Raw genomic sequence first — 24928 nt, 5'->3', positions numbered from 1 at the left:
ACGCCGCGATCATCTACGACTCCTTCAGTCCACTCATCCCGATGTCGCTCGAGGCGCTCGGATTCTGTGGACGCGGGGAAGGGATTGACTTCATTGCGGGGGGGGGCGCGTCGGCGGGCGGGGGAGCCAGCGGTGCCGGCTGCCCGTTGATCCCGGGCGCATCCAGCGGGGCGTCCAGGCCGGTCGGCGCGGGGACCTCGCGCGGGGTCGGGCCGGACAGCGGGCCGCCACACACGGGCCACGCACCGCGGCCCTGGGTGGCCAGCACGCGCTCGGCGACGGCGATCTGCTGTTCCTTGGTGGCCAGTTCGGCCGACGGCGCGTACTGACCGCCGCCGTGCGAAGCCCAAGTGCTCGAGCTGAACTGCACGCCACCGTGGTAGCCGTTGCCGGTGTTGATCGCCCAGTTGCCGCCGGATTCGCAACGGGCTACCTGATCCCATTCACCGTCGGTGGCCGCGGCCGCCTGGCCGGCCAAAGCGATGCTGCCGCCACCGAGGACCGCGCCGGTGACGGCGATCTTGGCGACGCTGATGTTTGACGTGCTGGGCTTACGGTGACGTCCGCTCATAGGCCGAAAAAAATCCTCTCTCGTCACGCGCCTGCGAGGTCAGCTGTCGGGTTCGGGTTGGAGAGGCCACCCGGCCGGTGCCGCATCCGCTGGGGAACGACGTCGGCTTCACCCCTAGGGGCCGCGAGCGGCCCCAATCCGATCACGGTGGACCGGTGGGTCCCCCGTCTCCATCCACGTTGGTCAGTGGGCCCCGCCTATTGGATGGAGCTCGGCGCGATAGGAGGGGAGGTCCGCCAATTCGGTTGTCTTGGCGAGCCTTCGGAGAAAGGTAGCGGGTTCTGTTGGTCCCGTCACGTTGTGCGAAACCCGGCGTTTCCCTCTCGGCCATCTGGGAAAACGCTCGGGACACGCGGTATCCACGCAGGTCATAGCACCCGATATCGGAGCGTGATTACGCCGTTATCGTTCCGTTACGTGAGATATTTCACAGTTTCATCCGCCGGCGAACGGGGGTAGAACGTCGATCGTGTTTCCGGCGCGTAACGGTGTGGTCTCGTCGCGAACGGCGACCCCGTCGCACAGGTAGGAACACCTGCCCAACACCCCGGCGAGTTGGGAGCCACGCACGGCGAGGCGCTCCACCAGCTCGGCCACCGTGGTGCCGGGGCGCAGCACCACCGTTTCCGAGTCGGCTCCCGCCGCCGCCCGCGCGGCCGCGAAGTAACGCACCGTCACCTCGATCCCGTCTTGTTCGACGGCTTGACCCATGGGGCTAGCCACCGATCGCGCTCATCGGACGGTCGGGCTGGATAAAGCTCGGGTCGTTGATGCCGTGCCCGGCGGGCTTGCCCCACATCGCGACCCGCCACGCCGCCTCGATCGCGTCGTCGGACGCGCCGGTGCGCAGCAGGGTCCGAAGGTCGGTCTCCTCGGTCGAAAACAGGCAGCTGCGCACTTGACCGTCGGCGGTCAGGCGGCTGCGATCGCAGGCCGAACAGAAGGCATGGGAAACCGATGCGATGACGCCGAACTTTCCGCTCGGCGTGCCCGGGCCCGTGTCGACCAACCAGAGCTCCGCGGGCGCCGAACCGCGCGGCGCCGGGTCGGGACGGAGCCGGAAGTGGGGGCGCAGCGTGTCGAGCACGTCGTCGGCGCTCAACGCGGCGCCCCGGCGCCATTGGTGCCCCGCGTCCAGCGGCATCTGCTCGATGACCCGCAGTTGGTGGCCGCGCTCGAGACAGAACCGGAGCAGCTCGACGACGTCCTGGCGCCCGGTGACGGGGTCGAGCACGGCGTTCACCTTGACCGGCTTCAGGCCGGCGTCATGGGCCGCGGCCAGGCCGTCAAGCACGTCGCCGAGCCGGTCCCGGCGAGTGATCGCCGCGAAGTGGTCGCGATCCACGCTGTCCATCGACACGTTGACACGGTCCAGGCCCGCCCGGGCGAGCCCGGCGGCCCGCCGCGCCAGGCCGACGCCATTGGTGGTCAACGAGATCTCGGGGCGTGGCCGCAGCCCGGCCACCGCCGCGACCACCTCTTCGAGGTGCCGCGCCAACAGGGGCTCGCCACCGGTGAATCGCACGCTGGTGATGCCCAACCGGGTGACCGCGATGCGCATCAGGCGGGCCAGCTCGTCGGGCCGCAGCAGTTGCTCGCCGGGCAGCCAATCCAGGCCCTCGGCCGGCATGCAGTAATTGCACCGCAGATTGCAGCGGTCGGTCAGCGACACCCGCAGGTCGGTAGCGACCCGGCCGTAGGTGTCCACCAACGGACCCGCGGTCGGGGCGTTCCGCGCGGCTGCGGCGGCGGCGCGGCCCGGCACCGTCGGCACACCCAGCCCGGTCAGCGTCATGCGGCCATCACCTGGGCGGGCGAACTGACCGGAACGATCTGCTTGCCCAGCGGCATCAACGACACGGGGATCAGTTTGAGGTTGGCCAGCGCCAGCGGAATGCCGACGATGGTGGCGGCCATCGCCAGCGCGCTGACCACGTGGCCGATCGCCAGCCACAATCCGAACAGCAGCACCCAGATGACGTTTCCGATCAGCGCGCCCGTGCCGGCGGTCGGCTTGTCGACGATGGTGCGGCCGAACGGCCACAACGCGTACGAGGCGATGCGCAGCGACGCAAAGCCGAAGGGGATGGTGATGATCAGCAGGAAGCTGACGAGCGCCGCGAGCAGGTATCCGGCGGCCATCCACAGGCCGCCGAACACGAGCCAGATGATGTTCAGGATTAGGCGCATGTCTCCTCCACCGGTACCGCCCAGCGTACCTAGTGGGCAATAACGGGGGTGCTCGTAAGGCGAGCATCCGAGTAGGATCAAGGGCCAAACGGCGTCCTGCGCAGGCGGGACGCTTATTGTGTTGGCCATTCTATTGATCCGTTAGACAAGCAGGTGAGACCAGTGCCGACCGGCAAGGTTAAGTGGTACGACGCCGACAAGGGGTTTGGCTTCCTGTCGCAAGAGGACGGCGAGGACGTGTATGTCCGCTCGTCGGCGTTGCCCGCTGGGGTCGAGGGGCTCAAAGCGGGCCAGCGCGTGGAGTTCGGCATCGCCTCCGGGCGGCGTGGGCCTCAGGCGCTGAGCCTCAAGCTGATTGAGCCGCCGCCCAGCCTCACCAAGGCTCAGGGCCGCCGCGAGACGCCCGCCGAGCACAAGCACAGCCCCGACGAATTGCACGGCATGGTCGAGGACATGATCACGTTGCTGGAGGGCGCCGTGCAGCCCGAGCTGCGCAAGGGCCGCTACCCCGACCGCAAGACGGCTCGCCGGGTCTCCGAGGTGGTTCGCGCGGTCGCCCGCGAGCTCGACGCCTAGCCCGCCGCCGCCGCTCGACGGCGTGGGGCTGGGGCAGAATTGAAGCCATGGCCGCCTACGTCGCCGGAAAAGGCGACTTCAACCGAGACACCAACTACATCACCACCCGGGTCACCGCCGACGGGCGCGACGGCTACCCCGTGGAGCCCGGCAGGTATCGGCTGGTCGTCGCCCGCGCGTGCCCGTGGGCCAACCGCGCCATCATCGTCCGTCGGCTGCTGGGCCTGGAAGGCGTTCTCTCCATTGGGTTTTGCGGGCCCACGCACGACGAGCGCAGCTGGACGTTCGATCTCGACCCCGGGGGTGTGGACCCCGTGTTGAAGATCCCTCGCCTGCAGGACGCCTACTTCAAGCGCTTCCCCGACTACCCCAAGGGCATCACCGTGCCCGCGATCGTCGACGTCCCCACCGGTGCGGTCGTCACCAATGACTTCGCGCAGATGACCCTGGACTTCTCCACGGAATGGACCGCCTACCATCGCGACGGTGCACCGGAGCTCTATCCCGAGCGCCTGCGCGCGGAGATCGACGAGGTGAACAAGCGGGTCTACACCGAGATCAACAACGGGGTGTACCGGTGCGGCTTCGCCGGCTCGCAGCAGGCCTACGACTCGGCCTACGACCGGCTCTTCGCCGCGTTGGACTCGGTCGGCGATCGCCTGGCCGATCAGCGATACCTGGTGGGCGACACCATAACCGAAGCCGACGTGCGGTTGTTCACCACACTGGCCCGCTTCGACCCGGTCTATCACGGCCATTTCAAGTGCAACCGAAGCAAACTGAGCGAGATGCCGGTGCTGTGGGCGTACGCACGCGACCTGTTCCAGACACCCGGGTTCGGCGACACCGTCGACTTCGTGCAGATCAAGCAGCACTACTACATCGTGCACGCCGACATCAATCCTACCGGGATCGTGCCCAAGGGCCCGGACCTGTCCAGCTGGCTGTCACCACATGGCCGGGAAGTTTTGGGCGGCAAGCCTTTCGGCGACGGTACCCCTCCGGGTCCACCCGTCGAAGGGGAGCGGGTCCCGGCCGGGCACGGAGCCTAAGTTGGCGCTCAATACGTAAGGCGCACTGACCATTCCGCGTGCGGGACATCCCGCAGCTCGCCCGCGGGATCCATGACGAGCGTCAGCAACTGCACCACTATCCCGACCACCCGCCCGCGGTGCGGGTCGACCGGCGGGATGGTGACCGCGAACCGGGTGCCCGGCCGAAAGATGGTGCTGGTGGTGTTGGTCGGATCCTCATAGACCTGCAGCAGCCGCCACGGTGCCCGGTAGATCGCGTCGGGCACCGAGAGTTGCACCGGGTAGCGCTCGCTGACCTTCAGCTCGCCCTGCGCCTGGGGCGCGTCGCAGTCTTCCAGGTTGAGCACGCTGCAGTAGAGGTACGGACCCACCCTCGCGAGGTGACCGTGCGAATACGCGCTGATCTCGGGGCGTGGGGGACCTGACGGGCGGACCAGCAGCCAGGTGCCCACACCGACGGCCACGCACGCCAGAGTCATCAGGCCGGCCAGCAGCACGGCCACCCCGCGTTTCACTCGGGCACCACCGCCGGGGGCCCGGGACGGACGCCTTCCTGCTCCACCATGACGGGCCGGTTACCTCCGAGTCCGGGGATCAGCGAGTTCCCTTGATAGCTAACGAGCGTCTGCGCCAATCCGAGGATCAGCAGGGCGGTGACGGCGGTGAAGCCCACCCACAACTCGGTGTACACCAGGACGCCCACGGCGCCACCGAGCACCCACGCCAGCTGCAGAGTCGACTCCGAACGCCCGAATCCCGAGGCCCTCGATTCCTCGGGCAGATCGTTTTGCAGGGAGGCGTCCAGCGAGGCCTTCGCGATGGCGCTACAGCCCGACGTGACCAGGGTGGCGATCACGGCCGCCACGAGCGTGCCCGCCACCGCCGCTGCCAACGCGACCGCCGAGACCGCCAGCGTGCAGCGCACCACCAGCACGGCAGGGCGGCCCAACTGCAGGCGCGCGGCGGCGAAGTTGCCGGCGAAGTTGCCGATGCCGGCCGCCGCGCCGATCATCCCGAGCATGCCCAGCTGAACCCAGCCGTTGGCTTGATGCGCCTTGGCGACGAAAGCCGGGTACAGGAACAGGAAACCCACCATGACCTTGATGGTGCAGTTTCCCCACAACGAAGTAATGATGTTGCGGCCCAGCGGTTGTCGCAGCGTTCCGCCGACCTTCTTGACTTCTTTGTGCCAGCTGCGCCGCTGCGGCTCGCTGTCCTGGCGATAGCTCAACGTGGCGGGCACCTCGCCGGCCGTCACCTCGACCCAGCGCGGGATCCGCATCGACAGCGACGCGCCGACGACCGTGACCGCGATGACGACGAACAACGCGCCGGGCAACTTGAACAGGTGGGTGCAGACGAACTCCACGCCCGCGGCGATCGCCCCGCCGGCGATGGTGCCGCCCAGCAGACCGAACACCGTCAGCCGCGAGTTCACCCGCACCAGGTCGATGCTCGGGGGCATGACCCGCGGCGTCACGGCGCTGCGCAGCACGCTGAACGACTTGGAGAACACCATCATGGCCAGCGCGCACGGATAGAGCACCCATGACGGGTAGCTCCCGGTGGGGCCGTCGTAATTCATGATCAGCACCAACGCCAGTGCCGTCCGCATGACGAACGACCCGGCGAGCGCGACCCGCCGGCCGTGCTGCAATCGGTCCAGCGCCGGGCCGATGAGCGGCGCGATGACCGCGAACGGCGCGATGGTGATCAGCAGATACAACGCGACCCGGCCCTTGCTCTCCCCGGTGGCTGCCGCGAAGAACAGGGTGTTGGCCAGCGCCACGGCCATCGCGGCGTCGACCGCGAAGTTGGCCACCACCGGCCACGTCAGCGCGGTCAGGCCGGACTTGTCGGCGCCGTCGGCGGTGGCGGCACGCTGCACCATCCAGTACATGCGCGACCCCATCTCGCGGCTCCGCAGCGCCGCGGCGCGAGTGACGGTGATCCGTTCACCGGCGGCGGCAGGGCGTGAGGGTGGGGTGTCGTGTTGATCCGGCTCGGAATGTTGGCCGATCGGCGGCAGATAGCGGTTCGCGCTCGGCATCGGCGGCGGCCGGCGGGGACGGCGGTTGGCGGCATCGTCGGCGGGGTAATTGGCCATGCCGGGATGTTGATTGGCAGCTCCGTTGCGGGGCCGGCGACCCGGAGTGGAGGCCACGCGGCCCGGATCGTCACGACGCCGTCCAGACACGTTGGAGATTCTCCCCTATGCCGACGACAAGCGTCTGCAGGTAACGGGGTGTGGCTCGCCAACCTAGTATTGGAACCGCAATGGAGAAAGAAGACACCTTGACCGGACCCAGCGAGCAATCCGCCGCGGCGACCGTGGCCGACTGGCCCGAAGGGCTGGCCGCGGTGCTGACGGGTGCGGTGGACCAGGCGAGGGCCGCCGTCGTCGAGTTCAGCGGTGCGGAGACCGTGGGCGACTACCTGGGCGTCAGCTATGAGGATCCGGCCGCCGCCACCCACCGGTTCCTGGCTCATCTGCCCGGCTATCAGGGCTGGCAGTGGGCCGTCGTCGTCGCCGCCCATCCCGGGGCCGACCACGCCACCGTGAGCGAGGTGGTGCTGATTCCGGGCCCGACGGCGTTGCTGGCACCCGAGTGGGTCCCGTGGGATCAGCGGGTGCGGCCCGGAGACTTGAGCCCTGGGGACCTGCTGGCACCCGCGGCCGACGATCCGCGGTTGGTGCCCGGCTACACCGACAGCGGCGATCCACAGGTCGACGAGACCGCCGCCGAGATCGGGCTGGGCCGGCGCTGGGTCATGAGTGCACTCGGCCGCGCGGAGGCGGCCGAACGATGGCACACCGGAGAGCACGGTCCCGACGCGCCGATGGCCCGCTCCACCAAACGGGTGTGCCGGGACTGCGGTTTCTACCTGCCGTTGGCGGGGTCGCTCGGTTCGATGTTCGGCGTGTGCGGCAACGAGCTGTCGGCCGACGGGCAGATCGTCGACATGCACTACGGTTGCGGCGCCCACTCGGACACCCCGGCTCCGGCGGGCACCGGTTCGCCGATGTACGAGCCGTACGACGACGGCGTGCTCGACGTTGTGGAGCCGCCTGCGCGGGCAGAGCCGGGCGAGGTTCCCGAGCCGGAGGCGGCGGACGCGCCGACCGAGGAAGCGCAATCCGGGCCCGGGGACGTCGAGCCCCACGATGGCCCGCAGGCGGAACCGGAGTCGGCGACAACAACTTCGGAGACGCCGGAACCAGGGGCCGAAGCGCCGGAGTCCCAGCCCGAAACGCCGGAACCCGAAGCAGAGGCGCCCGAAACGCCGGAACCCGGGGCGGACTAGGCCTTCTCGGCGGCGGCCTTGATCTTGGCCAGCGAGGCGTTCATGCCGTCGAGCAATTCGCGTTCGAAGTTGGTGGTCCCGCCGAACAGCGCGTTCACCGACAGGTTGGAAAAGGCGGTCACGCCGTTCTCGGCGTGGCGGCTCTCGATCACCCGGGTGCCCGTGCCGGCGGGCTGGAGTTCGTAGCTCCAGATCGTGTTGTTGGTGTTGACGCGGAACGCGAGTTTGGTGTCGGGGATGATTTCGACGACGGTGGAAGTAGTCGGCCAGAACATTCCGTTACGGCGATTGATGTTGAGCGTGCGCGCGCCCTGCCGCAGTGGACCGAACGTCTTCACCCAACGGCACTGCGGGCTCCACTCCGGCATCCGCCGGAGATCGGATATCAGCCCCCACACCGTGGCAACCGGCGCGTCGATGTCGATTTGGGCTTGCAACAGCGGGGCTACCATCGATCCCTCCCGAGTCCTCGATTGCGAAAACTAGCCGTGGTCGAAATAGTTCTCGAGTCCGTCCTGTGCACCACGTGCGCCTCGACGGGCTTCCGCGAGTTGTAGCACGAAGATGGTCGTGCCAAGCACTGTCACCCCGAGCCCGGCCAGCGTCAGCGGACGCCAGCCCTGCAGGGACGGCACGAGGAAGGCGGCGGCCGCCGCGACCACCCAACCGAGTGCGCCGACGGCGAGGAACGACCACGCGTTGAGCAGCGCAGGCGGCAGAGGCGGAGGCTCGCGGTTCGGGCCGGGTTCAACAGGCATCGCGATCAACATAGCCGCCGCTGCGCCGCGCCAAAACACCCACGTGCGCGGCGGGGCGAACCCAAAACGCCTGTGCAGCGCGGGTTAAGCGCCCGCCCAAGCGGTTCGGCGCTAGTCGGCGCGCCCGGCGGCGGCGATCAGGGCCCATCGTTGGCCGTTTCGTATCCCGATTTCTTGAGGTTCCGTGTAACCTCGCGCCATGCCTGACAGCGATGCGCGGCTGGCCAGCGACCTGTCGCTGGCGGTCATGCGGCTCGCCCGCCAACTCCGGTTCCGAAACCCGTCGTCGCCAGTGTCGTTGTCCCAGCTGTCGGCGCTGGCGACGCTGGCCAACGAGGGCCCGATGACGCCGGGTGCACTGGCGATTCGCGAACGCGTCCGGCCGCCGTCGATGACCCGTGTGATCGCTTCGCTGGCCGACATGGGCCTGGTGGACCGCGCCCCGCATCCGATCGACGGGCGGCAGGTGCTGGTCTCGGTCTCCCAATCCGGCGCCGAGCTGGTCAAGGTGACCCGGCGGGCCCGCCAGGAGTGGTTGGCCAAACGGCTGGCGACGCTGGACAGCGAACAGCGCGACACCCTGCGCAACGCGGCCGACCTGATGTTGGCCTTGGTCGACGAAGGCCCGTGAGCGACGGAACCGATGGCCTGAACGTTCAGGACGTCGCCGATCCCGACGACCCGCGTCTCGACGATTTCCGCGACCTGAACAGCGTCGACCGCCGTCCCGACCTGCCGTCCGGCAAGGGTCTGGTGATCGCCGAGGGCGTGCTTGTCGTTCAGCGCATGCTGGCCTCCCGGTTCACCCCGCACGCCCTGCTCGGAACCGACCGCCGGCTGGGCGAGCTCGCCGATGACCTCGCGGGCAGCGCCGCGCCGTTCTACCGAACCTCCGCCGACGTCATGGCCCGGGTGGTGGGCTTTCACCTGAATCGCGGCGTGCTGGCGGCCGCGCGCAGGGTGCCGGAGCCCGGCCTCGCCGAACTGGTCGAGAGCGCCCAGACCGTCGCGGTGCTCGAGGGTGTCAACGACCACGAGAACCTCGGTTCGATCTTCCGCAACGCGGCCGGGCTGGGCGTCGACGCGGTGGTGTTCGGCAGCGGCTGCGCCGACCCGCTCTACCGCCGGGCCGTGCGGGTCTCCATGGGCCACGCCTTGCTGGTGCCCTACGCGCGGGCGCCCGACTGGCCCGCGGACCTGGCGATGCTGAAAGAGAACGGATTTCGACTACTGGCGATGACCCCGCACGGCAAGGCCTGCCCCCTGCCCGAGGCCATGGCGGCCGTCCGTGGCCAACGCGTCGCCGTGCTGGTGGGCGCCGAGGGGCCGGGACTCACGCCGGCCGCCCTGCGCTCGAGCGACGTGCGCGTGCGCATCCCGATGGCGCGCGGCACCGACTCCCTCAACGTCGCCACTGCGGCCGCTTTGGCGTTCTACGAGCGGGCTAGGCTCGGGCCGTGACCGACGATTCCGTGCCCTGGGCGACGGGTTTGACGGTTGCCGGATTCGTGGCGGCAGTCACCGGGGCCGCCATCGTGGTGCTGAGCCTGGGACTGATCCGGGTGCATCCACTGTTGGCGGTCGGGCTCAACGTCGTCGCGGCCGGGGGGCTGGCGCCCACGCTATGGGGTTGGCGGCACAAGCTGGTGCTGCGCTGGTTCCTGCTGGGCTCGGGGATCGGGGTCGCGGGAGCCTGGCTGACGCTGCTCGCGCTGACGGTCGCGCGGTAGCGACCATCTGTCTAGCGCTGTCCCCCCGAACGCACGCCGAGCAGCACGTCCTCCCAGGCCGGGATGACCGGCTTGCCCCGGCGCGTGTGCACCGGCTGCTCCGGGGGAGCGGGCTGCTCTTCCCGGGCAGCGGGGGCGGATGGCTTCGCCGGCTCCTCGAAGTCGACGTGGGACACCCGCGCCAGCGGCCGCAGCGGACGGTCGAAGTTCGGGTCGATCAGCTCCTTCGCCGCGTCGTCGATGGCCGTGACGGTTCCGCCGTGCGCGCCGGGGGTATAGGAGAAGTGCGCGATGTTGTCGGACCGGCCGGCCTTCCAGGCAAGCTGCACGGTCCAGCGGCCGTCCTCGTTGCGCCAGGCGTCCCAGCTGAGCCTGTCTGGCTCCAGGCCGCGCGTCACCAGGGCGGAGCTCACCGTCTCCAGCAGGCTGAGCACCGCCGGGCCGTCGGCGAGCACCGGATGAGCGGCCGTTGCCAGCTCCGCGGCGCGCGCGCGTTCCAGCAACACCGGATGCGCGAACCGGCGGACGCGTGAGATGTCGGAACCCGAGGCCGCAGCCACCTGCTCGACCGACGCACCGGCCCGGATCCGGGCCTGAATCTCCTTGGGGCTCAGCATGTTTGTGACCTGTATGTCGAGGTGAGGTTGCTCTGGCGACACGGCCTCGCCGCGCACGGCGGCTTTCACCTGATCGTCGACCAAGAGCTTGAACGGTTCCCCCGGATCGCCGGATTCACAGATGATGTGTTTGCCGTCGGCATCGAGCCCAACCATTCTGAGTTCCCGCATGGTTTCTCCTCGCAGGCTCCGTGCAGGTCGACGGACCCGTCTCGTGCGCACTCTAGTTCAGCTAATGCCCATAACCGGGCTGACACGCTGGGCGGTTGCGGGCTGATTGCGAGGTGGTTACAGCTTCTCGACCACCCAGTCGATGCACTGGGTCAGGGCGCTGACGTCGTCGGGATCGACCGCCGGGAACATCCCCACGCGCAGCTGGTTGCGGCCGAGTTTGCGGTACGGCTCGACATCGACGATGCCGTTCGCCCGCAAAATCTTCGCGACCGCCGCGGCGTCGACCTCGTCGGCGAAATCGATGGTGCCCACCACCTGGGACCGTAGGGCGGGGTCGGCGACGAACGGCGTGGTGTACGGCCGCTCCTGCGCCCAGGAGTACAACCGCTCGGACGAGTCGGCCGTGCGCTTGACGGCCCAGTCCAGCCCGCCGTTGCCCAGCATCCAGTCGATCTGCTCGGCCATCAGCGCCAGGGTCCCGATCGCCGGGGTGTTGTACGTCTGGTTCTTCAGGCTGTTGTCCACCGCGATCGGCAGCGACAGGAAGTCGGGGACCCAGCGACCGGATCCGGCAATGGACTCCACCCGCGCCAAGGCGGCGGGGCTCATGATGGCCAGCCACAGTCCCCCGTCGCTGGCGAAATTCTTTTGCGGCGAGAAGTAGTAGGCATCGGTCTCGGCGATGTCCACCGGCAGCCCGCCCGCGCCGGAGGTCGCGTCGATGGCGACCAGGGCGTCACCCGAGCCGGCGGGACGGCGGATCGGCACCGCCACCCCGGTCGACGTTTCGTTGTGCGCCCAGGCGATCACGTCGACCGAGGGGTCGCTCTGCGGCTCGGGTGCGCTGCCGGCATCCGCCTTGATGACGATGGGGTCCCCGACGAAGGGATTGTTGGCGACCGCCGATGCGAATTTCGAGCTGAACTCGCCGAAGGACAGGTGCAGCGAGCGCTTGTCGATCAGCCCGAACGCCGCCGCGTCCCAGAACGCCGTCGCGCCGCCGTTGCCGAGGATGACCTCATAACCGTCTGGCACGGAGAACAGCTCGGCCAGCCCCGACCGGACCCGCCCCACCAGATTCTTGACGGGCGACTGCCGGTGCGATGTGCCGAACAGCGGCGCTGCGGTGGTCGTCAGCGCCTGCAGTTGTTCGGGCCGCACCTTGGAAGGGCCGCATCCGAAGCGGCCGTCGCGGGGTTTGATGTCGGAGGGAACCTCGAGCTGGTCAGCCATGCTCATCAGGGTACCGAGGCGCCGATCCGCTAGCTGCGTGCCCGTCGCGGGAGTCGGTGGGCGTCGTCCGGCTCACTGAATTCGAACCCCGGCCGCAGGTTCGGTACGGCCATTGGATTTTGGGATCGGTAGCAAATCCGACGTGTCCTACTGCCAGGACCACAAAGCCGAAACCGGAAGAAAAGAAGCCTCCATGAAAATCATTGCGATCGTGGCGACCGGCCTCGTCGCCGGCGCGCTTGCGACGGCCGGTAGCGCGCAGGCCGAGATCGGCTGGGCGCCCGTGCCGAGCCGGTTCTACGCGTCGGCCCCCGCCCCGCAGCCCGATCCCGAGGCGGAGGTCGCGGAACTGCAGCGGCAGGTGAACGACCTGCACGACAACTGGGACAACCTCACCCCGGCGGAACGCCAGCAGCGGCTGACGCAGCTGCAGCAGCAGTCCACCACGGTGTCCAACGACGTGCAGAATCTGCCCCCCGCGCAACGGCCCGGCGTCGAACTGCAGCTGTTGCAAACCACGCTCGCGCTGTTCGACCTGGTGCGAAAAGCCCAGGGGCCCAACCAGCCGTGTTATTTCCCCGCGTGCCTGCCCGGCCTCTGAAACCCGCGAAATTCGGCGCCGGCGGTTTCGCGGCCGCCGAGGTTGGTGGCCGCGGTCACGACGGCCCGCTCGATCTGGCGCAGCGCGTGCACCGCGGTCAGGAGTCGCCGGGTATCGGGCGCAGGTGATCCGGCCTCGCTGTCCCGCTGCCGGGCCAGCGTTTCGGCGGCGTCGAGGTCGTCGGCCGCCGACACCATGGTCGGCGCGCGGCCACTGCCGATGGCGGCGGCCAGCGCGTCGATGTTGCGCCGGGTCTGGGCCGCGGCGGCCGAAAAGGCTTGCGCCAGTTCAAAGGTGAGGGGCCCCGCGGCTGCCGGGTCCTGGTATCGCTCGCTGCTGCGCGCCAGGCTGCGGCCGTACCGGTCGCACGCCGCGAAGATGCGCAGCGCGCGGCGAATGCTGCGCCGGCCGGCAAGGCCTGCGACGCCCGCCAGCAGCGGCTTGGCGGTAACCCGGAACTGCTGCAGGTCCCGGTCCAGCTGGCGTGCCTGCTCGGACGGGCTCGCGCTCGTGTCCGCGCCGAACATCGTCGCGCTGGACGCCTCGATCAGTCCCGACAGGCTGGCCAGGAACGTGCGGGTGTCGTCGCGGATCGCGGCCCTGGTGTGCGTCGGCAGCACGACGACGGCCACCGTCGCCCCGATGACCGCGCCGAGGGCGGTCTCTTCGATCCGCAACATCAGCACGCCGAACGAGAATTGGCCGAGCAAGCCGTACAGCAACGCCAGCATCGTGGTGATCCAGAAGGTCATCAGGCTGTAGGTGACCGTCATGAAATAGAAGGCGCAGAACAGGCAGACGAAGATGCCGGCGAGCGCGGCCGTCTTGTCGCCGGCCAGCAGCGTGGCCACCAGCACGCCGCACGGCACGCCGAGCAGGGTGCCGAGCAGTCGCTGCCAGCCTTTGGTCAGGGTTTCGCCCCACGAGTTGGTGCCCGCGAAGATGACGAACGCGGCGATCACCGCCCAGTACCAGCGAGCGGGCGACACCAGCTCGCCCGCGACGATGGCGAACGATGCGGCGACGGCGACCTGGATGGCTTGCCGGGTGGTCGGCCGGAGGCCCTGCGACGGCGCTTCGTCGGCGGCCCCGGCGGGCGTGTCCGACGGTGCGCCCTCGGAAGCCGGCGGCCGCTCGCTGTCCGTGCTCTCCAGGGCGACCGCCCCGCCGGCGGCGGCTCGGTCGACGATCGCCCGCACGTCGGAAGTCGCCGTGGCGGCGTTGATGATCGCCAGGGCGAGGCGGCGCACGGCGGCGCTGCCCGGGTCATCATCGGCGGCGCCGCATTGCTCGTCGAGCAGCCGTTGCGCTCGGGCGGCGGCTTGCCGGAGGCCGTCGGGCTCGGGCAGGCGAATGGCCCGCGCCAGCCGCGAGAGCGCGTCGACGAGCGCCACCCGCGTCGGGGCGGGTATCGCGCTCGGGTCTTCCGTCATCAGCGCCGCGGCCCGCCGGCCGGCCGTCGCCACCCATTCGATGGCCAGTTCGGCGTCCAGCAACCAGGGGGCCAATTGTTCGGCGGTGACGCCCGGCCACAGCATGGCGGGATCGGCCTTGTCTTCGATCTGGCTCTGCACCATCAGGGCGGTTTCGTTGAGCCGAGTGGTGCGCGCCCGCATGCGGCGCCGCCGCCGTTCGTCGAGGCGCCCGGTGCGCACGGCGTCGGCGGTGGTGTCGACGACGATCGCCATCCGCGCCCGCAACGCCCGGATGGTCGCCGACAGCACGCGCTCCGGCCGATCGGGCATCACGTAGCTGGTCATCACGAACGTGCACACCGTGCCCACCGCGACCGCCCCGATCATCCAGGGCAGCTCCGAGATGCGTGCGCGCAGATACAGCGTGAAGAAGTAGGACATGAACGCGACCATGCCCAGCGCCCGGCCGCGCGCCCCGAAGCGGCGGATGTAGGCGGCGGTGAACACCACGAGCACGAACACCGCGTCGCTGATCACTTGGTGGGGCGCCAGCACGGCCGCGGCCGTGATCGACACGGCGGCCGGCACGGGCAGCAGCGCCATGGTGATCCGCTGCTGCCGCGGGTCCGGCTCGTTGACCGATCGCGACGCGACCATGGTGATGACGACGCCCAGCAACGCGACCGTCAGCGGTTGTCCGGTCGCCCGGGTCAGGGCGTACAGGGCCAGCAGGGAACAGCCGAGCGCGGCCGTCGTCCGCGTCGCCATGCGCAGCCGCAGCAGACCGGGGTCGGAGCCGATCACCCAGTTGCGGGCCTGTTCGTAGAAGTCGGTGATCGCCGCGCCCCTTCCTGGCCTGCTGAACGCATCATGGTTACCCGAACTTGGGCACCAGCTAGTCTTCGACATCGTGACAGCGCCGACGCGGGCCAGGCTGGCCGACGGCCGTGACCTGCTGTTCTTTTCGCTGCCCGGGCACTGTCCGGCGCCGGTCGAAGACCGCAGGCCGCTGCCCGCGCGCGACGGTCAGCAGTCCGAGTTGCGGTTCGACCAGACCACGGGCCAATGGGTGATCGTCGCGGCCCTGCGCCAGGACCGCACCTACAAGCCGCCGCCCGACCAGTGCCCGCTGTGCCCCGGCCCGACCGGGCTGACCAGCGAGGTGCCCGCGCCGGACTACGACGTGGTGGTGTTCGAGAACCGCTTCCCCAGCCTGTCCGGCGCCGGCCCGGCGCTCGCGCCCGCCGGTGACGGCTTCGTGTCGGCCCCCGGACACGGCCGCTGCGAGGTGATCTGCTTCTCCAGCGACCACACCGGCTCGTTCGCGGGGCTGGAGCCGGCCCACGCCCGGCTGGTCATCGAGGCGTGGCGGCACCGCACCGGCGACCTGTTGGCCGCGCCGGGCATCGAGCAGGTGTTCTGCTTCGAGAACCGCGGCGAGGAAATCGGGGTGACGTTGACCCACCCGCACGGCCAGATCTACGGCTACCCGTACCTGACGCCGCGCACCGCCGCCATGCTGGGGCGGGCCCACGAGCACCGAATGCGTCACGGCACCAACCTCTTCGGCGACCTTCTCGCCGGCGAAATCGCCGACGGCAGCCGAATCGTCGCGCGCGACGACCGGTTCACCGCTTTCGTGCCGTTCGCCGCGCGCTGGCCGGTCGAGGTGCACATCTACCCGAACAGGTTTGTGCGCAACATCACCGAACTCGACGAGGACGAACGGGACGGCTTCGCGCGGGTCTACTTGGACGTGCTGAGGCGGTTCGACCGGATGTATTCGTCACCGCTGCCCTATATTTCGGCGTTGCACCAGTACGCCGACACCGAGGCCCAGGCCGACGGTTACTTCCACGTCGAGTTGATGTCGATCCGGCGCAGCGCCACCAAGCTCAAGTACCTGGCGGCCTCCGAGTCGGCGATGGACGCGTTCATCAGCGACGTCACGCCCGAAAGCGTGGCCCGGCGGCTGCGCGAGCTCGGATGACGGTCCGCTACGCCGCGCCGGGTCGGGTCAACCTGATCGGGGAGCACACCGACTACAACCTGGGGTTCGCGCTGCCGATCGCGTTGCCGCAGCGCACCTTGGTGACGTTCACTCCCGACGGCGGTGATGCCATCACCGTGGGCAGCGACCGCGTGGACGGGTCGGTGCGCATCGCGCTGGACACCGCCCCCGGCGACGTGACCGGCTGGGCCGCCTACGTGGCCGGGGTGGTGTGGGCGCTGCGGCAGGCGGGCCACCCGGCGCCCGGCGGCGCGATGCGCATCATCAGCGACGTGGAAATCGGGTCGGGCCTGTCTTCGTCGGCGGCGCTGGAGTGCGCGGCGCTGGGCGCGATCGCGGCGGCCGCCGGTGTGCGCATCGACCGCATCGAACAGGCGCGGCTGGCCCAGCGCGCCGAGAACGAGTACGTCGGCGCCCCGACGGGGCTGCTCGACCAGCTGGCCTCGCTGTTCGGCCGGCCGGCGACGGCGCTGCTGATCGATTTCCGCGACCTTACGGTGAAGCCGGTGGCATTCGACCCGGACGCCGCCGGCGTTTCGCTGCTGCTGATCGACTCCCGTGCCCGACACAGTCACGCGGGCGGCGACTACGCCGCGCGCCGCGCGTCGTGCGAGCGGGCGGCCGCGGACCTCGGGGCGTCGTCGTTGCGGGAGGCTCAGGACCGCGGCCCGTCCGTCATTGAAGCGGTGCGCGACCCGGTCGACGCCCGCCGGGCCCGCCACGTGCTGAGCGAGAATCAACGAGTGCTCGATTGCGTTGCGGCGCTGGGTGATTCGGACTTCGCCGAAGCCGGCCGGATCTTTTCCGCCTCGCACGCGTCGATGCGGGACGACTTCGAGATCACCACCGACCACATCGACCTGATCGCCGATACCGCGGTGCGGGCCGGCGCGCTGGGCGCGCGGATGACCGGCGGCGGGTTCGGCGGCTGCGTGATCGCGCTGGTGCCGGCCGCCCGCGTCGGCGCGGTCGACGAGACGGTGCGGCGCGCGCTGGGGGACGCCGGATTCGAGCCGCCGGTCATCACCCGGACCCGCGCCGCCGCCGGGGCCGGACCGGGTGAGTGACGGAGCCAGCAGTGCCGGATCCCGCGGTTGTAGCTGTAACGCGTCGCGGATAGCTGTAACGTAACGGCTATGCCAGGGATGATGTGCGCGGTCTGCGGGGCGGGCTTCTCGGCCCGGTCCGACGCCGTCTATTGCTCGTCGGCCTGCCGGCAGAAGGCCCACCGCGTTCGAGCGGCGCGCCGCACGGCCGCGCTGCGGGAGACGCCCCGTCATGGTTCCGCGGTGCGTCGGGGTATGTACTCCGATGCCGCGCGGTCGCTGCGGCGTTCGGTCGCCACTTCCATGCAGCGCTCGCGGCAGCAGCTCGAACGATCCCGCGAACTGTGTCGCGTGTCCGAGCTGCGGCTAAGAGAAAGCGACGCCATCCGGCAGGCGTCGCTCGCGGGGCGGTCGGCGAGGTCGGCGGTGTACCCAGACACGGAGCGTGCCCGATGGCGTGGGAACTAGACGGCCAGACGGCGGCGGTTGAGCAGGCCCTCGCCGGCGGCACCCCGCAACGGGCCGGCTGGTTTCGCTTCTATTTCGAGGACCAGCGTTGGGAATGGTCCGATGAGGTCTACCGGATGCATGGCTACGAGCCCGGTGCGGTGAGTCCCACGACGGAGTTGGTGATCGAACACAAGCATCCGGCCGACCGCAGCCAGGTCGCCGCCACCATCAACGAGATGGTCGAACGCCGGCAGGCGTTCAGCACCAGGCACCGCATCGTGGACACCCGCGGCAACACCCACGAGGTGGTCGTGGTGGGCGATCAGTTCTCCGACAGCGACGGCGAGGTCATCGGCACCCACGGCTTCTACGTGGACGTCACCCCGACACGCAGCCGCAAGCGCGAGGAGCGCATCAGCGAGCAGGTGGCCGAAATCGCCGAGCGTCGCGGCGCCATCGAGCGGACCAAGGGCATGCTGATGCTGGTTTACGGCGTCGACGAGTTGGCGGCGTTCAATCTGCTCAAATCCCTGTCGCAGGTGCGCAACATGAAGCTGGCTGCGCTCGCCGAGCAAATCGCGAAGGACTTTTCCGAGTTGGGTAGCGAGGTCATCGCGTCGCGCTCACGGTTCGACCAGCGCCTGCTCACCGCGCACGAGCGGGCCTCCGGTACCGAGTAGCGGCTATCCGGTGGGGGTCAGGCGCACCGCGCCCAAGTGCATCCGGTCGACCGCCTCGCCGAACTCATCACGCGTCGGGATGCGTTGGTCGCGGAACTTCAGCCCGATCATCCGTTGCGCGCGCTGGACGCCGTAGGACTCGGAGCAGCGCAGGTAGAGGTCCGAGACGATCTCGCGGTCGCGGATGAGTTCGCCGCGCATCGCGGTCGTCTTGCCGTCGTAGAGAACCTGAGCCGGGGCGCCGCCGCGGAAGTTCTGCTTCCAGGGCGCGCCGGTCAGCGCATAGAGTTCACCGTCAATCACGTGGGCGCTCACCGGAAGTGAGAACGGTCGACCGGTCTTTCGCCCGGTGAAGCTCACCACCATCAGCTGCTTGCGGGCGGGCCCGGCGAGCGGGGTACGCAGCAGGAAACCCAATACCGGGTTGACGATGCGCAGCAGCGCCGACGGCGGATGCCCGGCGTCTATCTGATACGGCTGCTCGGCCATGTGCCTACCGTAAAGCCAATCGGGTCCCTGGCCTAGGGTCGAGGCGCAGCACGGTCCCCGGTCAGGCCGTGATGGTGGTCTGGTCGTCGATGATCTTCGTGACGTCCATCAGCGGGCCCTGATCGGCCTGCGGGCCCTCGGCGTTGAGCTGGAGCACGTAGACCGCTCCCTGGCTGGGGATCACCACCGTCTTCTGCGCGATGACACGGGTGGCGCCATCCTTCTGATAGGTGCCCCCGATCTGCCACGCTTGGAATCCGCCGAGCGTCGACGCGCTGCCGTCGCCGCTGCCGTCGAACCCGGGCAGGTTCTGCACCTCGCCCGGCGCGTACTGGATGATCTTCGCCGGATCGACGTTGCCGGAGAACCGGGAGAACAGCGCCGAAACGGTGGGCGGGTCGGCGGGGTTGCTGGGCTGGGTCATGACGATGCCGCCATACGACGTGCCCGCGTTCTGGTTCAGCTGCCAACCGTTCGGCACCGGCAGGTCGACGTTGGGACCGGGATCGCCATGATGGACGGGGGTTTCTGTGATGTGGTTGTCCTTCACGTAGTCGGCGATGGTGTATTTGGCCTTCGCGGCCGGCGCCGTGCTGGTCGCGGACGACGTGGTGGACGTCGAGGTGGATGTGGTCGTCGATGTCGTCGATCCGTTGCCGGATTTGTGGTCGCCGCCGCAACCGACCAACGCTAAACTCAGCGCAACGGAAATGGTTGCTGTCGTCAAATGTTTCATCGATCCAATCTCCCGAAAATTGGGGCCGGTACCAGCGCCGGCCACGCCGAGATGACAGTAGCCGAATTGGCTCGCGAGTTTGCCGATATCTTTTTGAACTTTCGGCGGCGCGTGCTCGTCCCGCAAATCGTTATCCAATTCGGTCGGAAAACGCTCACTGAATACACCGTTGTCCAGTAAGAGACAGGTATGCGGGCACGAAGGACCATCGTCGCGATTCTCGCGGCGTCGGTCGTCTTCATGGCGTTCATCGCCGCGGCGCCGCCGATGGCCTACGACGGCGAGCCCGCACTGGTGACCAACCCCGTCGACCACGTCGCCACGCTCATCGGCACCGGGACGGACGGCCGGACGGTGGGGGAGATCAACAACTTCCCGGGCGCCACCGTGCCGTTCGGAATGGTGCAGTACTCACCCGACACCGTGGGCAATTACGCCGGCTACAACTACGACAACCCGCGCGCAAGCGGGTTCAGCATGACCCACGCCTCGGTCGGCTGCGCGGCGTTCGGCGACATCTCGATGTTGCCGACTGCTAACGGAATTGGCGTGCAACCCTGGAAGTCCTGGGAGCGGATCGCCCACGACGACACCGAACAGGGCGTGCCGGGCTATTACACGGTGCGGTTCCCGGAAACCGGGGTGAAGGCCGAACTCACCGCCACGACGCGCACCGGTGTCGGCCGGTTCAGCTACCCGCGCAACGGCCGCCCCGCCCTGCTCCAGGTGCGGTCCGGCGCGTCACTGGCGGGCAACTCCCGCGCGACCATCCAGATCGGCGAGGACAACACGACGATCACGGGCTGGGCCAGCAGCGGCGGATTCTGCGGCAAGAACAACACGTACACGGTGTATTTCGCGATGAAGTTCAGCCAGCCGTTCACCGCCTTCGGCGCATGGGATGGCTTCGCGGTTTATCCCGGCGCGCGCAGCGCGAATTCGCCGTACAGCGGCGGATACGTGCAATTCCCGCCCGGCGCGGTGCTCGAGGTGCGGACCGCGATCTCCTATGTCGGCATCGACGGGGCGCGGGCGAATTTGGCGGCCGAGGGCGGCGCCGGCTTCGACGACGTGCGCGCCGCCGCGTCGAGGGAATGGAACGCCAGCCTGTCACGCATCGCCGTCGCCGGCCGCAACGTCGATGACGTGAACACCTTCTACACGTCGCTGTACCGATCCCTCCTGCACCCCAACACTTTCAACGACGCGGACGGCCGATACCTCGGGTTCGACAACGCCGTGCACACCGTGGCCGCGGGGCGCACGCAGTACGCGAACTTCTCCGACTGGGACACCTACCGCTGCCTGGCGGCGTTGCAGGCGCTCCTCTTCCCGGACCGGGCCGGCGACATGGCCCAATCGCTGGTGAACGACGCCGAGCAGAGCGGAGCGCTGCCGCGCTGGGCGTTCGCCAACGCCGCGACCGCCGAGATGAGCGGGGACAACGTCGTGCCGCTCATGGTGAACTTCCACGCGTTCGGGGCCGAGAACTTCGACACCCGAACTGCGCTGCGCTACATGGTGAATGCGGCCACGAAGGGCGGGATCGGGCTCAACAAGTACGTCGAGCGGCCGGGCATCGCCACCTACCTGGAGCGGGGCTATGCGCCGTTCACGCTGGAATTCGGTCTCGACGGGTGGATCGCCGACGCGTCCATCACGCTGGAATGGTCGGTCGACGACTTCGCGATCTCGCGATTCGCCGGCTCGCTCGGCGAGGACGCCACGGCCGCCGAGTTCCAGGCCCGGTCGCAGTATTGGCAGAACCTGTTCAACCCGAGCACCGGTTATGTCTCACCGCGCACCTGGACCGGATTCTTCCGCGACGGACCGGGTTTCGTCGAGCCGCAGTCGAGTTTTGGCCAGGTCGGCTACGACGAGGGCAACGCCGCGCAATACGTCTGGTGGGTGCCGCACAACGTGGCCGGCCTGGTGACCGCGCTCGGCGGCCGCGACGCGGTGGCCGAGCGCCTTGATGCTTTCACCGAGAAACTCAACGTCGGGCCCAACGAGCCCTATCTGTGGGCCGGCAATGAACCGGGCTTCGGGGTGCCGTGGCTGTACAACTACATCGGTCAGCCGTGGAAGACCCAGCGCACGGTCGACCGGGTGCGGGGCCTGTTCGGCCCGACGCCCGACGGCGAGCCCGGCAACGACGACCTGGGCGCGATGGCCAGCTGGTATGTCTGGGCGGCACTGGGCCTCTATCCCAGCACGCCCGGAACGGCGATTCTCACGGTCGGCGCACCGCTTTTCGACCGCGCGGTGATCGCGCTTCCGGGCGGCAAAGCCATCCGGATCTCGGCGCCCGGCGCGTACCACCTCAAGTACATCGGCGGCCTGCGCGTCGACGGCCGCGCCACCGATGACACATGGCTGCCCGAGTCGTTCATCCGCACCGGCGGCGACCTGGCCTTCTCGCTGGCCGCCTACCCGGATAGGCGTTGGGGCACAAGCGAATCGTCCGCGCCACCGTCCTTCGGTGCGGGTGGTTCGGCGGTGACCGTCAACGTCCCCAACCCGGTCGTCACGATCGCGCCGGGAAAAACGGGCACGGTGAGACTCGACGCGCAACGCATGTTCGGCGACGGGGGTTACACGATCACCGGCACCGCCTCGAACCCCGGGATCACCGTGACGCTCACGGCGGGCCAGTTCTCCGCCGGCGGGTCGGCGACCGCCGACGTTCGGATCGCGGTCGCACCGTCGGTGCCCGAGGAGTACTACCTGGTGGACCTGACCTCCAAGGTCGGTGAAAGCGCTCGCACGTCAACGGTTCTCGTGGTCGTGCAGGCCGGAAGCGAGTGAGTGCGCTCGGGCCGTCAGATCATGTCGTTCTTGGTCAACCACCGCATGACCGGCCAGCCGACGAACACGGGCAGCCAGCAGGTGAGCACCCGGTACAGCAGCACCGACGGCACCCCGACGGCCGCCGGTACGCCGAAGGCGGCCAGGCCACCGATCAGCGCCGCTTCGACGGCGCCGACGCCGCCGGGAGTCGGCGCCGCGGAGGCCAGGGTCCCGCCGACCATCGTGACCACGGTGACGGTGACGAATGTGGTTCCGCCGCCGAAGGCTTCGACGCTGGCCCACAGCGCCAGTGCGGCGCCGAGAGTCGTTCCCGCGCAACCGAGCAGGATCAGCGCCAGTCGCCGGGGCTCGCGGGCCAGCTTGACCAGGTCGCCGGTCACCTCGGTCAGCTTCGGGCGCACCTCCGTGGCCAGCCAGCGCCGCGACTTCGGCACGAACAGCAAGGTGCCGAGGATGCCCAGCGCGACGCCCCCGATCAGGTAGAGCATCGTGGCGCTCGGCACGAAGTGCGACAGGTGCATCGACGCGCCCGCGACCACGCTGAAAAAGATCAACAGCAACAGGTGCACGATCACCTGCACGGCCTGCTGCAGCGCGACCGCCGCGGTGGCGCGCATCGCCGACAGGCCGCTCTTTTGCAGGTACCGGGTGGACAGCGCGAGCCCGCCGACGCCGGCGGGCGTGGTGGTCGCGGCAAAGGTGTTGGCCACCTGGACGAATGACAGCCGCCAATAGTTGACCGTCCCGTCGGTGCAGGCCCACAATGCCGCGGCGGCGCCCAGGTACGTCAGGGCCGACACCGCCAGCCCGAGCAGCGCATACCACCAGTTGGCGGACCTCAGCTGGGAGAAGAACGTGGGCGCGGTGCTGACGAAGGGGTAGGCGACGTACACCAGCGCCCCGAAGAGCACGAGCTGGACCAGCTGGCCGCGAGTGAACCGGGTGATGGTTTCGGTCTTGATCTGGTCGGCCCCGGTCTGACGCTTCACCTCCGCGCGGGCGGCCGAGATGACGGCGCCCGCATCCGAGACGGACCTCCGAATGAACCGCGGCACAGCCACTTTCGTCAATCGACGCGACGCGTTGAGGATGGTGTCCCTGTCGAACGCGTCGATCGCCGCCGCCACCGCCGATTTGGGGTCGTACAGGGCGGAGGTGGTCACCAGCAGCTGCGCGATGTCGGATTGCAGTTGGGCTTCGGTGGCGCCGTATTCGGCGTTGTGGAACCCACCGAAGCGCACTCCGCCGTCGTCGACGGTGATTTCGTTACCGCGCAGGTCGCCGTGCGCGATCTGCTGGTCGTTGAGGCTGCGCAGCGCTTCCCACACCCGGTGCACGGACGTCGATTGCGCGCAGCGCGTGAGCGCCACACCGTGGGGCGGCTTGTGCGAGTAGAGAATCCAGCCACGGTCGAGGGTGGCGACGGCGATCGTCGCGGTGTTGGCCAGGTCCACCTGCCCGACGGCGATCGTCATCAGTGCGCGGTGCTCGACGGCGCGGCGCATCGAGGTCACCAGGGGCGCGGTCTCGGTATCGCGCAGCCGCAGCTTTATCCAGAGTTGCCGCAGCGTGCCGCCGCTGCGCTGATGCGGTCCGTACAACTCGACGACCGCGGCGCCGTCGGGCTGCGCACATCCGGCCGAGAGAACGAGCGGGCCGCGGCCGGCCGGCCGGACTACGGTGAGCCGGGTGACGACGAATCCGCGCCTGGCCATCGCGCGCACCGCGGCCTCCAGCGGCACCTCGAGCGCGGGGGTCCCGACCACGAGCACCACCAGCGAGCCGACGAGCCACCCGACCGCCAGGCCCAACAGGGCGCGCGCCGGCACGATGGCGCTGACCACCAGGTGAATCGGCACGAAAGCCAGCAGCAGCGCCCACCACCAACGCCGCCAGCGCGCGGGCAGCCACGGTCCCGAGACCGTCAGCACCGCCGCCAGCATGCCGATCCAACGCGGGTCGTCGAGGAACTGGCCCAGCACGGTCTGCAGCCGTTCGGACAGGTCGAAGTGCCAGCGCGGCGCCGAAAACCCATTGCCGCCAATCGACAGCGGCAGGGCCGCGAGCACCGCGGCGGCCGCGTACGCCGCCAGCAGCTTCCACTGTCGGCCGACGACCAGGCCGATCAGGATCATGAACGGCAGGGCCAGGATCGCCACGCCGTACGCGAGGTACACCAGGTCGGACTGCCGCGGGGAGAGCACGCCGACGATCTGCGAGATGGACTTCTCCAGCGCGTCCCACTGCGGCCGGGTGATCAGCGAACTCGTGATCACCACGGCGAGGAACGTCGCGCTCGCCGCGAGCCGCAGGATGTCGTTGGTGCGCCGGGTCAGCGGCTGCAGCAAGCTGCCGGAAACGCTGACCTCGCGCCCGTCGACTCGCATGGTGATCCTTCGGATCCGTTCGGCGCCGCAAACAATTGCCGCTTGCCGGCTCGCCGACAACTTAACCGGATGGCCGGTTCCGCGACAGCTCCCACCCATCCGGCGCGCGTACG

24 protein-coding genes, 2 pseudogenes and 1 riboswitch are annotated in these 24928 nt (G+C 69.2%); of the genes and pseudogenes, 12 read left to right on the top strand and 14 right to left on the bottom strand.

What is annotated here, in order from left to right:
- The first annotated feature begins 41 nt into the window (after positions 1 to 41).
- A complete protein-coding gene (locus BRW65_RS32985) occupies positions 42 to 329 on the top strand; it encodes a hypothetical protein (protein ID WP_432206448.1) in 288 nt (95 codons plus the stop codon).
- Here the strand turns inward: BRW65_RS32985 and BRW65_RS32980 are convergent.
- The 4 genes and pseudogenes from BRW65_RS32980 to BRW65_RS22480 form a co-directional block, all read right to left on the bottom strand.
- Positions 290 to 571: pseudogene (locus BRW65_RS32980) on the bottom strand (transglycosylase family protein); the annotation flags it as partial. The gene BRW65_RS32985 and the pseudogene BRW65_RS32980 overlap by 40 nt on opposite strands.
- A 12-nt stretch (positions 572 to 583) precedes the next feature.
- Positions 584 to 774: riboswitch (cyclic di-AMP (ydaO/yuaA leader) on the bottom strand.
- Positions 775 to 1006: 232 nt separating this feature from the next.
- Positions 1007 to 1282, bottom strand: coding sequence for a MoaD/ThiS family protein (locus tag BRW65_RS22490; RefSeq protein WP_073878437.1), 276 nt, complete (start codon positions 1280 to 1282; stop codon positions 1007 to 1009).
- A gap of 4 nt (positions 1283 to 1286) precedes the next feature.
- Positions 1287 to 2366: a GTP 3',8-cyclase MoaA gene (moaA, locus tag BRW65_RS22485; RefSeq protein WP_073878435.1), complete on the bottom strand. Its 1080-nt coding sequence runs from the start codon at positions 2364 to 2366 to the stop codon at positions 1287 to 1289.
- A complete protein-coding gene (locus BRW65_RS22480; protein ID WP_073878433.1) occupies positions 2363 to 2761 on the bottom strand; it encodes a YccF domain-containing protein in 399 nt (132 codons plus the stop codon). Before BRW65_RS22480 ends, moaA begins: the two co-directional genes overlap by 4 nt.
- 162 nt (positions 2762 to 2923) lie before the next feature.
- Here BRW65_RS22480 and BRW65_RS22475 point away from each other — a divergent pair, with 162 nt between their 5' ends.
- Together BRW65_RS22475 and BRW65_RS22470 are read left to right on the top strand one after the other, a co-directional pair.
- Entirely contained in the window at positions 2924 to 3337 is a 414-nt protein-coding gene (locus tag BRW65_RS22475; protein WP_073878431.1) for a cold-shock protein, read from the top strand.
- A 47-nt stretch (positions 3338 to 3384) separates the two neighbouring features.
- On the top strand, positions 3385 to 4389 hold the full coding sequence (locus BRW65_RS22470; RefSeq protein ID WP_073878429.1) for a glutathione S-transferase family protein: 1005 nt from the start codon (positions 3385 to 3387) through the stop codon (positions 4387 to 4389).
- Positions 4390 to 4397: 8 nt separating this feature from the next.
- On the opposite strand, the gene BRW65_RS22465 is transcribed toward BRW65_RS22470, so the two are convergent.
- Positions 4398 to 4886 carry a DUF2771 domain-containing protein gene (locus BRW65_RS22465; RefSeq protein ID WP_073878427.1) on the bottom strand — a complete coding sequence of 163 codons (489 nt, stop codon included), beginning with the start codon at positions 4884 to 4886 and terminating at the stop codon, positions 4398 to 4400.
- Complete coding sequence (locus tag BRW65_RS22460; protein ID WP_073878425.1) at positions 4883 to 6535, bottom strand: MFS transporter; 1653 nt, start codon at positions 6533 to 6535, stop codon at positions 4883 to 4885. Before BRW65_RS22460 ends, BRW65_RS22465 begins: the two co-directional genes overlap by 4 nt.
- A gap of 131 nt (positions 6536 to 6666) precedes the next feature.
- Here BRW65_RS22460 and BRW65_RS22455 point away from each other — a divergent pair.
- Positions 6667 to 7452, top strand: a pseudogene (locus BRW65_RS22455) (DUF3027 domain-containing protein); the annotation flags it as partial.
- Between the two features lie 221 nt (positions 7453 to 7673).
- On the opposite strand, the gene BRW65_RS22450 reads toward BRW65_RS22455, so the two are convergent.
- The gene (locus BRW65_RS22450) at positions 7674 to 8129 is read right to left on the bottom strand and encodes an SRPBCC family protein (RefSeq protein ID WP_073878421.1); all 456 of its coding nucleotides are present in this window, start codon (positions 8127 to 8129) and stop codon (positions 7674 to 7676) included.
- A 30-nt stretch (positions 8130 to 8159) separates the two neighbouring features.
- The gene (locus tag BRW65_RS22445) at positions 8160 to 8435 is read right to left on the bottom strand and encodes a DUF2530 domain-containing protein (RefSeq protein ID WP_073878453.1); all 276 of its coding nucleotides are present in this window, start codon (positions 8433 to 8435) and stop codon (positions 8160 to 8162) included.
- 199 nt (positions 8436 to 8634) lie between these two features.
- On the opposite strand from BRW65_RS22445, the gene BRW65_RS22440 reads away from it, so the two are divergent.
- From BRW65_RS22440 to BRW65_RS22430, 3 genes are read left to right on the top strand one after another with little or no spacing between them, the layout of a single operon-like run.
- On the top strand, positions 8635 to 9066 hold the full coding sequence (locus BRW65_RS22440) for a MarR family transcriptional regulator (RefSeq protein ID WP_073878419.1): 432 nt from the start codon (positions 8635 to 8637) through the stop codon (positions 9064 to 9066).
- Positions 9063 to 9896, top strand: a complete 834-nt coding sequence (locus BRW65_RS22435; protein WP_073878417.1) for a TrmH family RNA methyltransferase — start codon at positions 9063 to 9065, stop codon at positions 9894 to 9896. Before BRW65_RS22440 ends, BRW65_RS22435 begins: the two co-directional genes overlap by 4 nt.
- Positions 9893 to 10165 carry a DUF2537 domain-containing protein gene (locus tag BRW65_RS22430; protein ID WP_073878415.1) on the top strand — a complete coding sequence of 91 codons (273 nt, stop codon included), beginning with the start codon at positions 9893 to 9895 and terminating at the stop codon, positions 10163 to 10165. The genes BRW65_RS22435 and BRW65_RS22430 overlap by 4 nt, the downstream gene beginning before the upstream one ends.
- 11 nt (positions 10166 to 10176) lie before the next feature.
- Here BRW65_RS22430 and sepH read toward each other — a convergent pair whose 3' ends face one another.
- Both sepH and serC read right to left on the bottom strand, forming a co-directional pair.
- Positions 10177 to 10953, bottom strand: coding sequence for a septation protein SepH (gene sepH / locus BRW65_RS22425; RefSeq protein ID WP_073878413.1), 777 nt, complete (start codon positions 10951 to 10953; stop codon positions 10177 to 10179).
- A gap of 117 nt (positions 10954 to 11070) precedes the next feature.
- A complete protein-coding gene (gene serC, locus BRW65_RS22420) occupies positions 11071 to 12189 on the bottom strand; it encodes a phosphoserine transaminase (protein ID WP_073878451.1) in 1119 nt (372 codons plus the stop codon).
- A gap of 193 nt (positions 12190 to 12382) precedes the next feature.
- On the opposite strand from serC, the gene BRW65_RS22415 reads away from it, so the two are divergent.
- A complete protein-coding gene (locus tag BRW65_RS22415; protein WP_139273211.1) occupies positions 12383 to 12790 on the top strand; it encodes a hypothetical protein in 408 nt (135 codons plus the stop codon).
- On the opposite strand, the gene BRW65_RS22410 is transcribed toward BRW65_RS22415, so the two are convergent.
- Positions 12760 to 15009, bottom strand: coding sequence for an FUSC family protein (locus BRW65_RS22410; protein WP_073878409.1), 2250 nt, complete (start codon positions 15007 to 15009; stop codon positions 12760 to 12762). The genes BRW65_RS22415 and BRW65_RS22410 overlap by 31 nt on opposite strands.
- Before the next feature lie 55 nt (positions 15010 to 15064).
- On the opposite strand from BRW65_RS22410, the gene galT reads away from it, so the two are divergent.
- The 3 genes from galT (at position 15065) to BRW65_RS22395 (ending at position 18392) form a co-directional block, all read left to right on the top strand.
- Positions 15065 to 16195, top strand: coding sequence for a galactose-1-phosphate uridylyltransferase (gene galT / locus BRW65_RS22405; protein ID WP_073878449.1), 1131 nt, complete (start codon positions 15065 to 15067; stop codon positions 16193 to 16195).
- The gene (locus BRW65_RS22400; protein WP_073878402.1) at positions 16192 to 17283 is read left to right on the top strand and encodes a galactokinase; all 1092 of its coding nucleotides are present in this window, start codon (positions 16192 to 16194) and stop codon (positions 17281 to 17283) included. Before galT ends, BRW65_RS22400 begins: the two co-directional genes overlap by 4 nt.
- A gap of 431 nt (positions 17284 to 17714) precedes the next feature.
- Positions 17715 to 18392, top strand: coding sequence for a PAS and ANTAR domain-containing protein (locus BRW65_RS22395; protein WP_073878400.1), 678 nt, complete (start codon positions 17715 to 17717; stop codon positions 18390 to 18392).
- 3 nt (positions 18393 to 18395) lie between these two features.
- On the opposite strand, the gene BRW65_RS22390 is transcribed toward BRW65_RS22395, so the two are convergent.
- Together BRW65_RS22390 and BRW65_RS22385 are read right to left on the bottom strand one after the other, a co-directional pair.
- Positions 18396 to 18881, bottom strand: coding sequence for a hypothetical protein (locus BRW65_RS22390; protein WP_073878398.1), 486 nt, complete (start codon positions 18879 to 18881; stop codon positions 18396 to 18398).
- A 61-nt stretch (positions 18882 to 18942) separates the two neighbouring features.
- The gene (locus BRW65_RS22385; RefSeq protein ID WP_073878447.1) at positions 18943 to 19617 is read right to left on the bottom strand and encodes an LpqN/LpqT family lipoprotein; all 675 of its coding nucleotides are present in this window, start codon (positions 19615 to 19617) and stop codon (positions 18943 to 18945) included.
- 189 nt (positions 19618 to 19806) lie between these two features.
- On the opposite strand from BRW65_RS22385, the gene BRW65_RS22380 reads away from it, so the two are divergent.
- A complete protein-coding gene (locus tag BRW65_RS22380; protein ID WP_073878396.1) occupies positions 19807 to 22425 on the top strand; it encodes a GH92 family glycosyl hydrolase in 2619 nt (872 codons plus the stop codon).
- A 14-nt stretch (positions 22426 to 22439) separates the two neighbouring features.
- On the opposite strand, the gene BRW65_RS22375 is transcribed toward BRW65_RS22380, so the two are convergent.
- Positions 22440 to 24815, bottom strand: a complete 2376-nt coding sequence (locus tag BRW65_RS22375) for a lysylphosphatidylglycerol synthase transmembrane domain-containing protein (protein ID WP_073878393.1) — start codon at positions 24813 to 24815, stop codon at positions 22440 to 22442.
- Between the last annotated feature and the right edge of the window lie 113 nt (positions 24816 to 24928).

This window comes from Mycobacterium paraffinicum, assembly GCF_001907675.1.
GTDB lineage: Bacteria > Actinomycetota > Actinomycetes > Mycobacteriales > Mycobacteriaceae > Mycobacterium > Mycobacterium paraffinicum_A.
Note: the sequence above shows the minus strand (reverse complement) of the source record. Positions and strands in the feature narration are given on the sequence as shown.

What these genes read in the sequence shown, in the direction of transcription:
- BRW65_RS32985 (WP_432206448.1), top strand. Translation starts at nt 42, where the DNA reads ATGTCGCTCGAGGCGCTCGGATTCTGTGGACGCGGGGAAGGGATTGAC.
- BRW65_RS22490 (WP_073878437.1), bottom strand. Translation starts at nt 1,282, where the DNA reads ATGGGTCAAGCCGTCGAACAAGACGGGATCGAGGTGACGGTGCGTTAC.
- moaA (WP_073878435.1), bottom strand. Translation starts at nt 2,366, where the DNA reads ATGACGCTGACCGGGCTGGGTGTGCCGACGGTGCCGGGCCGCGCCGCC.
- BRW65_RS22480 (WP_073878433.1), bottom strand. Translation starts at nt 2,761, where the DNA reads ATGCGCCTAATCCTGAACATCATCTGGCTCGTGTTCGGCGGCCTGTGG.
- BRW65_RS22470 (WP_073878429.1), top strand. Translation starts at nt 3,385, where the DNA reads ATGGCCGCCTACGTCGCCGGAAAAGGCGACTTCAACCGAGACACCAAC.
- BRW65_RS22450 (WP_073878421.1), bottom strand. Translation starts at nt 8,129, where the DNA reads ATGGTAGCCCCGCTGTTGCAAGCCCAAATCGACATCGACGCGCCGGTT.
- BRW65_RS22445 (WP_073878453.1), bottom strand. Translation starts at nt 8,435, where the DNA reads ATGCCTGTTGAACCCGGCCCGAACCGCGAGCCTCCGCCTCTGCCGCCT.
- BRW65_RS22440 (WP_073878419.1), top strand. Translation starts at nt 8,635, where the DNA reads ATGCCTGACAGCGATGCGCGGCTGGCCAGCGACCTGTCGCTGGCGGTC.
- sepH (WP_073878413.1), bottom strand. Translation starts at nt 10,953, where the DNA reads ATGCGGGAACTCAGAATGGTTGGGCTCGATGCCGACGGCAAACACATC.
- serC (WP_073878451.1), bottom strand. Translation starts at nt 12,189, where the DNA reads ATGGCTGACCAGCTCGAGGTTCCCTCCGACATCAAACCCCGCGACGGC.
- BRW65_RS22415 (WP_139273211.1), top strand. Translation starts at nt 12,383, where the DNA reads ATGAAAATCATTGCGATCGTGGCGACCGGCCTCGTCGCCGGCGCGCTT.
- BRW65_RS22400 (WP_073878402.1), top strand. Translation starts at nt 16,192, where the DNA reads ATGACGGTCCGCTACGCCGCGCCGGGTCGGGTCAACCTGATCGGGGAG.
- BRW65_RS22395 (WP_073878400.1), top strand. Translation starts at nt 17,715, where the DNA reads ATGGCGTGGGAACTAGACGGCCAGACGGCGGCGGTTGAGCAGGCCCTC.
- BRW65_RS22390 (WP_073878398.1), bottom strand. Translation starts at nt 18,881, where the DNA reads ATGGCCGAGCAGCCGTATCAGATAGACGCCGGGCATCCGCCGTCGGCG.
- BRW65_RS22385 (WP_073878447.1), bottom strand. Translation starts at nt 19,617, where the DNA reads ATGAAACATTTGACGACAGCAACCATTTCCGTTGCGCTGAGTTTAGCG.
- BRW65_RS22380 (WP_073878396.1), top strand. Translation starts at nt 19,807, where the DNA reads ATGCGGGCACGAAGGACCATCGTCGCGATTCTCGCGGCGTCGGTCGTC.
- BRW65_RS22375 (WP_073878393.1), bottom strand. Translation starts at nt 24,815, where the DNA reads ATGCGAGTCGACGGGCGCGAGGTCAGCGTTTCCGGCAGCTTGCTGCAG.